The organism is Agrobacterium sp. 6Ca8 (genome assembly GCF_055382765.1).
Genome location: NZ_AP026434.1, coordinates 924,425 through 937,984 on the forward strand (window position 1 = coordinate 924,425; position 13,560 = coordinate 937,984).

11 protein-coding genes and 1 pseudogene are annotated in these 13,560 nt (G+C 57.3%); 9 read left to right on the forward strand and 3 right to left on the reverse strand.

Translation table 11 applies throughout. The features are described 5' to 3' along the window. Positions 1–7 precede the first annotated feature (7 nt). From ACZ5A6_RS18425 to ACZ5A6_RS18460, 8 genes are all read left to right on the forward strand, one after another. Positions 8–1,516, forward strand: coding sequence for an ABC transporter substrate-binding protein (locus tag ACZ5A6_RS18425; RefSeq protein WP_019566419.1), 1,509 nt, complete (start codon positions 8–10; stop codon positions 1,514–1,516). A gap of 67 nt (positions 1,517–1,583) precedes the next feature. Continuing rightward, on the forward strand, positions 1,584–2,531 hold the full coding sequence (locus tag ACZ5A6_RS18430) for an ABC transporter permease (RefSeq protein WP_113473643.1): 948 nt from the start codon (positions 1,584–1,586) through the stop codon (positions 2,529–2,531). Positions 2,532–2,542: 11 nt separating this feature from the next. Next, complete coding sequence (locus ACZ5A6_RS18435; RefSeq protein WP_013761355.1) at positions 2,543–3,415, forward strand: ABC transporter permease; 873 nt, start codon at positions 2,543–2,545, stop codon at positions 3,413–3,415. 22 nt (positions 3,416–3,437) lie between these two features. Beyond that, positions 3,438–5,222, forward strand: a complete 1,785-nt coding sequence (locus ACZ5A6_RS18440; RefSeq protein ID WP_038493702.1) for a gamma-glutamyltransferase family protein — start codon at positions 3,438–3,440, stop codon at positions 5,220–5,222. Between the two features lie 4 nt (positions 5,223–5,226). After that, positions 5,227–7,038, forward strand: a complete 1,812-nt coding sequence (locus ACZ5A6_RS18445; RefSeq protein WP_113473687.1) for an ABC transporter ATP-binding protein — start codon at positions 5,227–5,229, stop codon at positions 7,036–7,038. 240 nt (positions 7,039–7,278) lie between these two features. After that, entirely contained in the window at positions 7,279–8,733 is a 1,455-nt protein-coding gene (locus ACZ5A6_RS18450) for a sensor histidine kinase (protein ID WP_113090446.1), read from the forward strand. Beyond that, positions 8,730–9,167 carry a response regulator gene (locus ACZ5A6_RS18455; protein ID WP_003517744.1) on the forward strand — a complete coding sequence of 146 codons (438 nt, stop codon included), beginning with the start codon at positions 8,730–8,732 and terminating at the stop codon, positions 9,165–9,167. The genes ACZ5A6_RS18450 and ACZ5A6_RS18455 overlap by 4 nt, the downstream gene beginning before the upstream one ends. A 4-nt stretch (positions 9,168–9,171) precedes the next feature. Beyond that, positions 9,172–10,209, forward strand: a complete 1,038-nt coding sequence (locus ACZ5A6_RS18460) for a sensor histidine kinase (protein WP_025596004.1) — start codon at positions 9,172–9,174, stop codon at positions 10,207–10,209. 210 nt (positions 10,210–10,419) lie between these two features. Here the strand turns inward: ACZ5A6_RS18460 and ACZ5A6_RS18465 are convergent, their stop codons facing one another. After that, positions 10,420–10,644: a hypothetical protein gene (locus tag ACZ5A6_RS18465; RefSeq protein ID WP_003517740.1), complete on the reverse strand. Its 225-nt coding sequence runs from the start codon at positions 10,642–10,644 to the stop codon at positions 10,420–10,422. 129 nt (positions 10,645–10,773) lie between these two features. Continuing rightward, positions 10,774–10,983 (reverse strand): cold-shock protein, encoded by a 210-nt coding sequence (locus tag ACZ5A6_RS18470; protein WP_003517737.1) that lies wholly within the window; start codon positions 10,981–10,983, stop codon positions 10,774–10,776. Between the two features lie 224 nt (positions 10,984–11,207). On the opposite strand from ACZ5A6_RS18470, the pseudogene ACZ5A6_RS18475 reads away from it, so the two are divergent. Next, positions 11,208–11,413: pseudogene (locus tag ACZ5A6_RS18475) on the forward strand (type II toxin-antitoxin system VapC family toxin); the annotation flags it as partial. A 66-nt stretch (positions 11,414–11,479) separates the two neighbouring features. Here ACZ5A6_RS18475 and ACZ5A6_RS18480 read toward each other — a convergent pair. After that, complete coding sequence (locus tag ACZ5A6_RS18480) at positions 11,480–13,483, reverse strand: CocE/NonD family hydrolase (RefSeq protein ID WP_113473644.1); 2,004 nt, start codon at positions 13,481–13,483, stop codon at positions 11,480–11,482. Positions 13,484–13,560: the final 77 nt, after the last annotated feature.

Sequence of the window (13,560 nt, forward strand, 5' to 3'; positions counted from 1 at the left end):
ATCGAACATGAAGAAAATCTACACACTGACTGCGGCGCTGTTGGCAAGCGCGTTTCTGACCGCACCAGCCATGTCTTCCGAATTGCGCATCGGCCTCAACGATGACGCGGACGTGCTTGATCCCGCGCAATCGCGCACCTTCGTCGGCCGTATCGTCTACACCTCCATGTGCGACAAGCTGGTGGATATCTCGCAGGACATGAAGATCGTTCCCCAGCTTGCCACCGAATGGGCCTGGTCCGAGGGTGGCAAGGTGCTGACGATGAAAATTCGCGACGGCGTGAAGTTCCACGACGGCGAGACGCTAGATGCGGCCGCCGTCGTTGCCACCATCGAGCGCAACATGACCCTTCCGGAATCTCGCCGCAAGAGCGAGTTGTCCTCGGTTGAAAAGGTTGAGGCCACCGGGCCGCTGGAAGTCAAGTTCACGCTGAAGACGCCCGATGTCACGCTGCTTGCCCAGCTTTCAGATCGCGCGGGAATGATCGTCGCGCCGAAAGCCGCCAAGGAACTGGGCGCGAATTTCGGCTCCAAGCCGGTTTGCGCCGGACCGTTCAAATTCGTCGAGCGCATCCAGCAGGACCGTATCGTCCTCGAAAAATTCGCGGATTATTGGGACAAGGACAAAATCAAGGTCGACAAGATCGTCTACCTGCCAATTCCCGATACCACTGTGAAGCTTGCAAACCTCCGCTCTGGCGATCTCGACATTGCCGAACGTATCTCGGCGTCCGACGCGGAATCCGTCAAGAATGACCCCAAATTGACCTATGCGGACGTGATCGGTCCGGGCTACATGGCCATGTATGTCAACATCAACAACGGCGCGCGCGCTGACAATCCGCTCGGCAAGGACAAGCGCCTGCGTCAGGCCTTCTCTTATGCGATTGACCGCGAAGCGATCGGCCAGATCGTGTTTGAGGGTACGTCCAAGGCCGGCAATCAGTCATTCCCGCCGACAAGCCCATGGTTCAACCAGAACCTGCCGGTGCCGCCCCGCGACATCGACAAAGCCAAGCAGTTGATGAAGGAGGCTGGCTACGAGAAGCTCGATATCGAACTTCAGCACGCCAACAACACCACGCAGACGCAGATGATGCAGGTGATCCAGTCCATGGTGGCGGAGGCTGGCTTCAACGTGACGCTGAAGGCCACCGAATTTGCGACGCTTCTTTCCGAACAGACCGCCGGCAACTATCAGCTCAGCCGTTCCGACTGGTCTGGTCGTATCGATCCCGATGGAAATCTTCACCAGTTCGTCACCTGCAAGGGCGGCATCAACGATGTGAAATATTGTAATCCTGAAGTCGACAAGCTGCTGAACGAAGCACGCGCCTCGACTGAAGATGCGGTCCGCAAGGAAAAATACGATGCGGCAAGCGTCATCCTAAACGACGACATGCCGATCATCTATCTCGGCCACCAGCCCTATGCCTATGCCATTTCCAAGAAGGTCAAGGGCTGGGAGCCTTCGCCTGATGGCATGATCCGCCTTCTCGGCGTCAGCAAGGACTAAGCGCTTCAAATCCGCCGCACGGCTTGCCGTGCGGCCCTCCAGAACGTGCACGAACGGGGGCAATGCCATGCCTGTCTATATCGGCAAGCGACTGCTGGTCGCGATCCCGACGCTTTTGATCATCTCCATCTTCGTCTTCTCGCTGCAGAAACTGTTGCCGGGTGATCCGGTTCTCGCCATGGCGGGTGAGGAGCGTGATCCGGCGACGATTGAATTCCTGCGGGAGAAGTATCGCCTGAACGACCCGGTACCGCTCCAGTACATCAACTGGCTGGGCGGTGTGGTGACCGGCGATTTCGGTATTTCGCTGAGGACCAACCAGCCGGTGCTGGAACTGATCGGCCAGAAGCTGCCGGTCAGCATTCAGCTGGCTGTGATGGCGATGTTCTTTGCGATGGTCATCGGTATTCCGATCGGCATTCTGGCCGCCGTCAAGAAAAACACATGGATCGACTACACCGCCAATATCGTGGCGCTTTCCGGCCTGTCGATCCCGAATTTCTGGCTCGGCATCATGCTGATCCTGCTGGTTTCAGTGAAACTCGGCTGGCTGCCGGCATCCGGATATGAATCGATATTCGTCGACCCCGTTCGCTCCATCGAGACAATGATCATGCCCGCCTTCGTGCTCGGCAATGCGCTTGCGGCAACGTTGATGCGCCACACGCGTTCGGCAATGGTCGCGGTTTTGAGTTCAGACTATATCCGCACCGCCCGCGCCAAGGGGCTTTCGCCGCGTGAGATCATCCTGTCGCACAGTTTTCGCAACGCGCTTCTGCCCGTCATCACGCTGTTGGCACTGCTTTTCGGTGAGTTGCTGGCCGGTGCGGTTCTGACGGAGCAGATATTCACCATTCCCGGCTTCGGCAAGATGACCGTCGATGCGGTCTTCACCCGCGATTACGCCGTCGTCCAGGGCATCGTGCTCTGCACCGCGGTCGGCTTCATCGTCATGAACCTGCTGGCGGACATTGCGTATGTCCTGCTTAACCCTCGCCTCAGGGCGACGATCTGAGGCCTGATATCATGACCGCTCTCGATCAAAACCTGTCCGTACCGGTGCCGCGGCAGGAAAGCCGCGCCTGGAAGAAAATGAAGCGCAACAAATCGGCGCTCGCCGGTCTGATTATCGTGCTTTTCTTCACGGTACTTGCCGTTGCAGCACCGATCCTGCCGATTGCTGACCCTATTGCGACCAGCTGGTCGGCCATCCGCAAGGCGCCGTCCGCCGCCCACTGGCTCGGCACCGACGATCTTGGCCGTGATATCCTTTCGCGCATGATTTATGGCGCGCGCGCCTCGCTGATGGCGGGTGTTGTCTCCGTCATGATTGCGGTGGTGATCGGCGTGCCCTTCGGGTTGATCGCCGGTTATTTCGGTGGCTGGGTGGATATGGTCATATCGCGCATCACCGAAGCGCTGCTGGCTATGCCGTTCCTCATCATGGCTATTGCCCTTGCGGCCTTCCTCGGCCCGAGCCTTACCAACGCGATGATCGCCATCGGGCTTTCCGCCATGCCGATTTTCGTTCGGTTGACCCGTGGTCAGGTGCTGGCGGTCAAGATGGAAGATTATGTCGAGGGGGCAAGGTCGATTGGCCTCAACCACTTCGACATCATGACACGATACATCCTGCCAAATGTCTTTGCTCCCATCATCGTGCAGGCGACCTTGACGGTTGCGACGGCCATCATTGCGGAAGCGAGCCTGTCCTTCCTCGGCCTTGGCCAGCAGGCACCGGCGCCGTCGTGGGGTTCCATGCTGAACACCGCGAAGAACTTTCTGAGCCAGGCGCCGTGGATGACGATGTGGCCCGGCATTGCAATTTTCCTCGTCGTCATAGGCTTCAATCTCCTGGGCGATGGCCTGCGTGATGCGCTCGATCCGCGCGAAGCATGATTTCTCATAAGGAACTGACTGAATGACCGAATTTACCACACGCCCCGAGATCCTTGGCACATTCGGCGTCGTCACCTCGACGCACTGGATCGCATCGGCCGTGGGCATGGCAATCCTCGAAAAGGGAGGTAACGCCTTCGACGCAGCGGTTGCCACCGGCTTCGTGCTGCAGATCGTCGAACCGCATCTCTGTGGCCCCGGCGGCGACATGCCTGCCGTCTTTTATTCAAAGAAGAAGGACAAGGTCGAAGTCATCTGCGCGCAGGGGCCTGCTCCGAGTGGCGCCACCATCGAGCACTATACCTCGGAGGGGCTTAAGCTGATCCCCGGCGATGGTCTGCTTGCAACCGTCATTCCCGGAGCCTTCGATGGCTGGATGCTGATGCTGCGCGACTACGGCACGATGAGCGTGCGCGAGGTGCTGGAACCAGCCATCTATTATGCCGAATACGGACATCCGACTCTGCCGCGCGTTTCCGCCACCATCAAGGGGCTGGCGGAATTCTTCGAGAAGGAATGGCCGACATCCTACGAGACCTGGCTGCCGGGTGGTGCCGCACCCGAGCCGCACGCCCTTTTCAGGAATCCTGTACTTGCGGAAACCTACAAGCGGATCGTCACTGAATCCGAAGCGCGTTCGGGTCGCGAAAACCAGATTGAAGCCGCACGCGACGCTTTCTATCGGGGTTTCGTAGCGGAAGCCATCGACACTTACGTCAAGACCGCTGAAGTCATGGATGCAAGCGGCACCAAGCACAAGGGCGTGCTGACGGCGCAGGATATGGCGGACTGGAGCGCGACCATCGAAGCGCCGCAGACGCTTGATTATCATGACTGGACGATTGCAAAGACGCCTGCCTGGGGGCAGGGACCGGTTCTGTTGCAGTCGCTCGCCCTGTTGAAAGGCTTCGATCTTGCGGCCATGGACCCGTCCGGCCCCGATTTCATCCACACCATCGTTGAGGCCATGAAGCTCGCCTTTGCCGACCGTGAGGTCTATTACGGCGATCCTGATTTCGGCCAGATTCCGACGGAATATCTTCTCTCTGAAGGCTACAATGCCGGGCGTCGTAAACTGATCGGCACCGAGGCATCGCTCGATCTGCGTCCCGGCATCGTGCCGGGTTACGAGAAGCAGGTGGACGCCACCATGGCCATGCTCGCCGAAATGAGCGGCAAGGGCACCGTCTACGAGCCCACCATGTCGCATCTTACCGAAAAACGCGGCGATACCGTGCATATCGATGTCATAGACCGCTGGGGCAACATGGTCTCAACCACGCCGTCCGGGGGCTGGCTGCAATCATCGCCAATTGTTCCGGGATTGGGCTTTGCGCTCAATTCCCGCGCCCAGATGTTCTGGTTGAAGGAAGGCCTGCCGACCTCGCTCGCACCTGGAAAACGCCCGCGCACCACGTTGACACCCTCGCTCGCGCTGCATCAGGGACGCCCTTCCATGGTGTTCGGTACTCCGGGCGGCGATCAGCAGGATCAGTGGCAGCTGCCCTTCTTCCTGCGTTATGCGCATCACGGCAAGAACCTGCAGGCGGCCATCGACATGCCGCTGTTCCATACCTCGCATTTTCCGGGCTCGTTTTATCCGCGCACCAGTTCGCCGGGCGAGATCATGGTGGAAAGCACCGTGGGTGATATCACGCTGCAGGAGCTTCGCCGCCGCGGACACAAGGTCACCGTTGCCGATGCGTGGTCGGTGGGGCGCCTGACTGCCGCAAAGCGGGATGCCGATGGCCTGCTGCGGGCCGCCGCAACCCCGCGACTGATGCAGGCCTATGCTGTGGGACGATGACATCATGAATACGACACCTGTTCTCTCCGTTAGAAACCTGACCACTTCTTTTCTCGTCGATGATGCTTGGAAGAGCGTCGTCCGTAACGTCTCCTTCGATGTCGCTCCGGGCGAAACCGTCGCGATTGTCGGCGAGTCCGGTTCGGGAAAGTCCGTCACCTCGCTGTCCATCATGCGCCTGCTTAGCCCCGCTTTCAGCCGGATTGAGGGTGAAGTTCTCTTGAACGGGCGCAATCTTCTGGCGCTTTCCGAGAAGGAAATGCGGGGCGTGCGGGGCAACGACGTCTCGATGATATTTCAGGAGCCTATGACGTCGCTCAATCCGATCTTCACGATCGGCCGCCAGATTTCCGAGGTCCTCATCCGGCACAAGGGCTTTTCGAAGCAGCAGGCAAGGGCGGAGACCGTCCGGCTTCTCGAAAAGGTTCGTATTCCCAACGCGGCCGGTCGCTTTGACGAGTATCCGCATCAGTTTTCCGGTGGCATGCGCCAGCGCGTGATGATCGCAATGGCGCTCGCTTCCCGGCCGAAACTGCTGATCGCCGATGAACCGACGACCGCGCTCGACGTCACCATTCAGGGCCAGATTCTTGATCTGATCAAACTGCTTCAGGAAGAGGAGGGCATGTCGGTCCTCTTCATTACTCATGATATGGGCGTCGTGGCGGAGATCGCCGACCGCACCATTGTGATGTTCCGGGGCGATGAGGTCGAGACCGGACCAACCGGGGATATATTCCAGCGCGGCAAGCATCCCTATACGCGGGCGCTGCTTTCGGCGGTGCCGAAGCTCGGCTCGATGCGCGACCGGCAGTGGCCGACGCGCTTTCCGGTCCTCGACATGAAAACCGGCGTGTCGACCGAGCCGGTAGAAGTGGCCGAAACGGTTGCGAGCGGACAGACACCTGTCCTGTCGGTCAAGAACCTCGTGACGCGGTTTCCCATCCGCTCCGGCCTTCTGGCCCGGCAGACGGGTGCGGTTCACGCGGTCGAAAACGTCTCCTTCGATCTGTTTCAGGGGGAGACGCTTGCACTGGTCGGCGAGTCCGGTTGCGGAAAGTCGACGACCGGCCGCTCGATCATGCGTCTTGTCGAACCGACGGCCGGCGAGGTTTCGCTCGATGGTTACGATGTGATGCGGCTCGATACCGTCGGCCTGCGCAATATGCGTAAGTCCGTACAGATGATCTTTCAGGATCCGTTTTCGTCGCTCAATCCGCGCATGACGGTGGGTACGGCGATTTCCGAACCCTTCATCAAGCACAAACTGGGCACCACGAAGCAGGCGAAGGAAAAGACTGCCGATCTCCTCGAAAAGGTTGGTCTAACCGCCGACATGGCGAGCCGCTATCCTCACGAATTTTCCGGCGGCCAGCGCCAGCGCATCGCGATTGCCCGTGCGCTTGCCCTCGATCCGAAGGTCATTGTTGCCGACGAAAGCGTGTCGGCTCTCGATGTTTCGATCAAGGCGCAGGTCTGCAACCTGCTCCTCGACCTGCAACAGAGCCTCAATCTCGCCTTCCTCTTCATCTCCCACGATATGGCGGTGGTGGAGCGTGTCAGCCATCGCGTCGCGGTGATGTATCTCGGTGAGATTGTGGAGATCGGTCCGCGCGCTGCTGTTTTCGACAATCCGCAACATGCCTACACGAAGAAACTCATGGCGGCAGTGCCGGTACCCGATCCGGCGCGACGCGGAATAAAGCGCGGCATATCCAACGATGAACTGAAAAGCCCGATACGGCCGATGGGATTTCAAACGCCGACGCGAAACTATAAAACCGTTTCCCCGGGCCATCTGGTTCAGGTTGTTTAAGGAAATTCTGGCATTCCGGATTGAAAAACCGTGAAGTTTCGCACCGCTATCCGCTTTTCTGAGCGGAATATTTTTTACAGCCTTGCTCAACGCGCGTCGTCAAAAGTGGTTCCCATATGAATCGAAAATAAAACGTTCGATTCAATGCGCCGCATATTCTAGTTTGCGCGCGAATGAGGTGCATGCCGGGAATTTACAACTGTGATTAGTTTCTCGCCTTTTGCTCAGCGAAGCCTGTTTATGCTCGCTGTGGGTGTTGCAATATTGACCGGAATGGTCGCCACTTCGCTGTGGCTGGTGCAGGTGAACAACCGGTACTCGCAAGAAACAGCCGAGTTACGCCGTGTGCGGGCAGCCATTCTCGATATCCTGACGTCGATGCAGGACATTGAAACGGGGCAGAGGGGTTATCTGCTGACCAACAACATCGAGTATCTGAGCCCATATCAGGAGGCCTTGAGCCTGTTGCCGCAGAGGCAGTCCAGACTTCTCGAAGTGCTGAAGGACCAGAAGCAATACGAGCAGGATCTGACGGATCTCGGTAATGCCGTCGCCAACAAGCTGGCTGAAACCCAGGAAACCATCGATCTGCAAAAGGCAGGACGCATCACCGAGGCAGTCGAAGTCGTCCGTGATAATGACGGCAAACGGTTCATGAACGAAATCAGAGCGATCTTGTCGAAGCTGCAATCGCAGACCGACGATCGGCTCCGCATCATCGTCGGAGACCAACTTGGCGCCGCCAATACATTGCAATGGGTAACGCTCGGCGGCACGCTGGCGATCCTGCTTGTTGTCGGCGGTTCAATCTTTCTGGTCTTCACATATATCCGTGCGTTGAACCGGTCTCGGGAAGATGTTGACGAGCTAAATCGCCATCTGGAGGAGCGGGTTGAGGAAAGAACCCGTGACCTTCGCAGCGCCAATCAGGAAATTCAGCGCTTCGCCTATATCGTCACGCATGATTTGCGTGCGCCGCTCGTCAATATCATGGGGTTCCTCTCCGAATTCGATACGTCCCTGAAGCCGGTCACCGCCTATGTGCTCGCAGACGGCAAAATGCCTTCCGACGACGTGGTTCGGGATGCCAGACTGGCTGTCGAGGAAGATCTTCCCGAGGCGATCAGTTTCATCCGCTCTTCGACACGCAAGATGGACCAGCTGATCAATGCGATCTTGAAGATATCGCGCGATGGTCAGCGAAAGCTGCAACCGGAAAAAGTCGACATAGAGACATTGCTGTCATCGCTCTCCGAGACGGTTCGTCACCAGATCAATGCCAATGGCGGCGAGATCAGTGTCGAGACATCAAAGCTGACAGTCGTGACGGATCGTATCTCTCTCGACCAAATCCTTGGCAATCTTTTCGACAATGCGGTGAAATACCAGATGCCGGGACGACCGCTGCGATTGACTGCCCGTGCTTATCCGTCCGGGCGGGGTGCCATCAGCATCGAAGTCAGCGACAACGGGCGTGGCATTGGCGAGCATGATCTGGAACGGGTGTTCGAACTCTTTCGCCGCGCCGGTGATCAGGATCAACCGGGGGAAGGCATCGGCCTTGCCCATGTTCGGTCGCTAATAAGAAGTTTAGGAGGAGACATTAAGGTGAGTTCCGAACTTGGCAAAGGCAGTACATTTACATTGCTGTTGCCGAGCGATCTCAGAAAAGTGACGAAAGAAGGCGAAAAATGAAGGCAACCGGTCAAGAGGTAACGATCATTATGATCGAGGATGACGAAGGTCATGCTCGGCTGATCGAGAAGAACGTACGTCGCGCAGGTGTGAATAACGAGATCATGCCCTTTACGCTCGGTGCAAAGGCACTCGACTACATCCTCGGTGAAAACCGCGATGGCGTTGTCAGCAAAGATCGATATCTTCTCGTTTTGCTCGATCTTAACCTCCCTGATATGTCGGGTATCCGAATTCTCGAGGAGATCAAGAGTAACGAATATACGCGCCGTTTGCCGGTGGTCGTTTTGACGACGACGGATGACGAAACCGAGATTCAGAAATGTTATGACCTTGGTGCAAATGTCTATATAACCAAGCCGGTCGACTACGAAGGCTTTGCGAGTGCGATAAAGAACCTCGGCCTGTTCTTCTCCGTAATTCAAGTACCTTGAAGGCATGATGGCATTGCGCGTTTTGTATGTTGATGATGATCCGGCTCTGGCGCGGCTTTCCAGCCGGATCCTCGGTCGTCACGGAATGGAGGTGGTCCATGCCGCATCCGTGGCGTCCGGGCTCAAGATGTTTCAAGACGAGCAGTTCGATATCGTCGTTCTGGACCATTACTTCCAGACATCGACGGGAATGGAGTTCCTTGCCGCGATTCAGTCCTTGCCGGGGCGGGTTCCCGTTCTTTATGTAACGGGATCGAACGAAGCCCAGATCGCGATCGACGCCCTCAAGGCGGGTGCCGCCGACTACGTCATAAAGAATGTCGGTGACGACTTTTTCCCGCTGTTGCTTACGGCTATCGATCAGTCGCTGGAAAACCATCGTCTGCGTCAGACGAAGGAGGAATCCGACCGGTTGCTGGTGAAGGCCAAGGAACATGCGGAAATGATGGTGAAGGAGATGAACCATCGGGTCGCCAACAGCCTCTCGCTGGTATCCGCCATGATTCGCCTGCAGATAAACACCATCAAGTCTGAGGAAGCCGAAGTCGCATTGCTGGAAACCCAAAGCAGGATTTCGGCGATCGCCGGCGTTCACCGCAGCCTTTACAATACCGACAATATAGGTCTGGTATCGCTCAATTCGTACCTGACGTCGATCATCGATGGGTTGTTTCAGGCGGTTCCCGGATCTTCGTCCATTACCGTCGAAACATCGCTTTGTGACATCAGCCTCAAGGCAGACCATGCCGTAGCTCTGGGTGTCATCATCACCGAGCTGCTGACCAACGCGCTGAAATACGCTTATCCAGATCAATCCGGCACGGTTCGCGTCGGACTTTCGGAAGAAAACCGGCAATTTGTTCTCGTTGTCGAAGACGATGGTGTCGGTTCAAAGCCCGACGCATCTCCGCGTGGTACTGGCCTTGGAACAAAGCTGATTATGGCAATGGCTCAGAACATTGGTGCTCGCGTCGAGCAAACGCATACGCACCCGGAACAGGCCAAGGGAACGCGTTACACGATGACCTGGAGCGAGACGTAAACGCCGATAGCTTCGGTTTTTAAATATAATTCTAATTTAGTGATTTAATACAATTGGCGCCGCGCTTGGGCAGCTGGAACGTAAGCTTGCCTGGGAGTTGACAGGCATGCAACAGCTCAAGGCCCGGCGTCTGTATATACCGGGATGGTCAGGAAGCCGTCTGATGCGAATTGGCTTCAGGCACCTGTTCTGACGATGCCGTCAAAACCATCATCGTGCACGGGCACGCTTGGCAAGAAGAGCGGATGTCGCAGAAATGCGATCAGACTGTTCCTTTGCAAGACGTGCTTCCCGCAGCCGCAAGGTCTTGGCGTCGCGGGATTGCGTGATCGAATCAAGCTCGTCGAGCGCTTTGTCCTTTGCGAAGAACGGCGTCTGGATGTTGCTGAAGGCAACCTCGGCCTTCTGGCGCGAGATACTGTATTTTTCTGTCATGGGTGTTCCGGTGGTAAGGCTCGGCATGCGAGCGGAAAACAAAAGGCCAGGCAATTTGCCTGGCCTTGATTGGTTCGGGGTGCTTCCGGCAGTGCCAGTACATCCGTGGTCAAAGGGAAGCAAAACCCGTTAGGCAGCCTGCAGATTGCAGGCCGACATTTTGCCGGACTTGTTGTCGCGTTCCAGGTCGAAGCCGATCTTCTGGCCTTCGACGAGTTCGCGCATACCAGCCCGCTCAACGGCGGAGATATGAACGAAGGCATCTGTGCCGCCGTTGTCAGGCTGAATGAAGCCGAAGCCTTTAGTGGAATTAAACCATTTAACTGTGCCAGTGGTCATGATGAACCCTTTCATAGCGATAGAGGACCCACAGCACTAAAAAGCGCTGCGAACATTGATAGCGATTTTGAAAGGAAAGGTTCGTTCAGAACGCGGTGCCAATCGCGCAACAAGCAAAGCTAAGCAAGCAAATTCGATGGTTCGTTATAGCGTGCTTGCACGGTTGCGTCAACTATTAGTTTTTCTAATTTTTGCGTCTCGACAAAAAGTTGTGCTTGGCCATCCCTTTTACTCGCTCTGCATTGTTTTCAGCGGGAAGGTCTTCACGCAGTATCGCTGTACGGGCGGATCCCGCACAGGCGTTTTGCCAGACTCTTTTATTGGCGCCCATGCCGAGGTTCAAGGTCTACCGCTTCTGACACGAGACGTAGGCCGATATCGATCCTGTTTCCCAACCGTGACATTGATCGCTCCTGAACAGGAAAGCTGACAGGTACGGTATCGAGACAATGGTATGTTGTGGGCCCCCGCAAATAGCTGCAAGGGCCATGCGACATCAGATGAGGTCGCGTTTGTAGCGCTCATCCCACTTCCGGGTTTTGACGAGGCTGCCATTTTCGAGTGCCGAAAGTTCTCCGGTCAGGTAGAAATTTTCCCTGTCGGAGCGCATCTCGGTGCGGCTCTCGATCTTGATGCGCCACCCATCCCGGCCAATTTCATATGTCTGGGTGAGGACGTATTTCGCGGAGAGGGGATCTCCGTCGCTAATGGTCAATTCACGCCGCAGACTATGGCTGAGTTCGGTGTCGATGTCGTCAAACCGCAACACGCCCTCGCCGAACAAGCCGCCCACGCCTTCCGTGACATAGGTGTTGATACCTGTCTCATGGTCCTGTTCGGTCCAGCGGCGGACCGTGCCGGGATCGACCTGCGTCATGGGTGTCGATGGGCCGTGGGCAGGGGCCTCGAAACGCACAGGCTTGTCGTCACCGGTGGCACGCACGGGCAGGTCAAGCGCGCTTTCTGCAACGGAAACGCTGATCGTCGCATCGTAAGGCGATGTCCATACCATCGGCCAGTAGGCCGTGGCGATGGCGAGTTGCAGCCGGTGCCCTTTGGCAAAACGATAACCGCAATCATTGAGCTTGATTGCGACATCGTAAAATTTGCCGGGTTCCAATGCTTCCGGATTTTCGTGGCTATCGCGGTGGGTCAGGTTGAAAACCTGATAACTGACACGTGTGACACGGCCATCCGGCAGGACGTCGTTGAGGCGCAGTGAAATCTGCGCGACAGGGCAATCTGCGGCAATACGCAGACGCGCTACCGGCGCACCGAGAATATCGAAATCCTCTTCCATCAAGGCGGTTTCGAAAACGAGCGCGCCACCGTTGTCGAGCCGCTGATCGGTTGGATGTTCGCCGGGGCATCCGGTCGCCATCCATTCCCCGCCCGCCTTGCCGTGGCTTTGCGGCGAACGAATGCTGAGAATTGCCGGTTCGCTTGCCGTATCGCGCAGTTCCTTCGCTGCACCGGGGTAAAGCGAGCGGGTTGCAATTTCAGGCGAAGGCCATGTTGCTTCACCCACCCAGCGGCCTTGCGTCGTCGTGCGCGTACCGGTCGGTTCGATCGTGTCGCTGACGAAGGCGCGCAGCATCGGCTCTTCCATGACGCCGGTGTCCTTGCCTTTCAGCCAATGGTCCCACCAGCGCGTTGCTTCCTGCAGGAAGCCAATTGCGGGACCGGGAACACCATCTTGGGGGTAGATATGGCCCCACGGACCGATGATGCCGCGACGCGGGACCTGAAGGTTCTCCAGAAGCCGCGGGACGGCATTGGTATAGCTGTCCGCCCATGCGCCGATGGCAAGGACCGGGCATTCAATTGCGCTCCAGTCTTCGCAGACCGAGCCGTGTTTCCAGTAATCGTCGTAACGTTGGTGTTCCAGCCAGAGGGCGGGAAAGAAGGGGAGCTTCTCCAGGCGCTCGATCCAGCTGTCGCGCCACGTGTCGCCGACGATCTCCGGATCGAGCGGACGGCTCTGATAAGCAAGCATGATGGTGCCCCACCACAGATTGTCGTTCAGCAGCAGGCCGCCCATGTAGTGAATGTCGTCGGTATAACGGTTGTCCGTCGAATAGGCGGTGATGACAGCTTTCAGTGCCGGCGGACGGCGGGCGGCCACCTGTAGGCCGTTGAAGCCGCCCCAGCTCTTGCCCATCATCCCGACATTGCCGCTGCACCACGGCTGGCGGGAAATCCAGTCGATCACCTCGAGTGCGTCGTCCTGTTCCTGCTTCAGATATTCGTCTGCCATGTGGCCATCGGATTCGCCGGTGCCGCGCATGTCCACGCGAATTGCGGCATATCCCTGGCTGGCAAAATAGCCGTGCATCGGCTCGTCGCGCCCGCGGGTTCCGTCTCGCTTGCGATAGGGAATATACTCGAGAATGGCGGGAACCGGCGATTGTTCCGCGCCCTCCGGCAGCCAAAGGCGAGCACCAAGGCGTACGCCATCGCTCATGGGAATCCAGATATGTTCTTCAACACGTATTGTCATTTGGGGTATTCCAGTCGGGTCATTTGAAGCGGGCATCGCTTTGCCGGGAGACAACAATGAAAGAATGCGAGGCGGCA

Bases quoted from the DNA above. Each gene is read 5' to 3' on its own strand.
- ACZ5A6_RS18425 (WP_019566419.1), top strand. From the start codon at position 8: ATGAAGAAAATCTACACACTGACTGCGGCGCTGTTGGCAAGCGCGTTT.
- ACZ5A6_RS18430 (WP_113473643.1), top strand. From the start codon at position 1,584: ATGCCTGTCTATATCGGCAAGCGACTGCTGGTCGCGATCCCGACGCTT.
- ACZ5A6_RS18435 (WP_013761355.1), top strand. From the start codon at position 2,543: ATGACCGCTCTCGATCAAAACCTGTCCGTACCGGTGCCGCGGCAGGAA.
- ACZ5A6_RS18440 (WP_038493702.1), top strand. From the start codon at position 3,438: ATGACCGAATTTACCACACGCCCCGAGATCCTTGGCACATTCGGCGTC.
- ACZ5A6_RS18445 (WP_113473687.1), top strand. From the start codon at position 5,227: ATGAATACGACACCTGTTCTCTCCGTTAGAAACCTGACCACTTCTTTT.
- ACZ5A6_RS18450 (WP_113090446.1), top strand. From the start codon at position 7,279: ATGCTCGCTGTGGGTGTTGCAATATTGACCGGAATGGTCGCCACTTCG.
- ACZ5A6_RS18455 (WP_003517744.1), top strand. From the start codon at position 8,730: ATGAAGGCAACCGGTCAAGAGGTAACGATCATTATGATCGAGGATGAC.
- ACZ5A6_RS18460 (WP_025596004.1), top strand. From the start codon at position 9,172: ATGATGGCATTGCGCGTTTTGTATGTTGATGATGATCCGGCTCTGGCG.
- ACZ5A6_RS18465 (WP_003517740.1), bottom strand. From the start codon at position 10,644: ATGACAGAAAAATACAGTATCTCGCGCCAGAAGGCCGAGGTTGCCTTC.
- ACZ5A6_RS18470 (WP_003517737.1), bottom strand. From the start codon at position 10,983: ATGACCACTGGCACAGTTAAATGGTTTAATTCCACTAAAGGCTTCGGC.
- ACZ5A6_RS18480 (WP_113473644.1), bottom strand. From the start codon at position 13,483: ATGACAATACGTGTTGAAGAACATATCTGGATTCCCATGAGCGATGGC.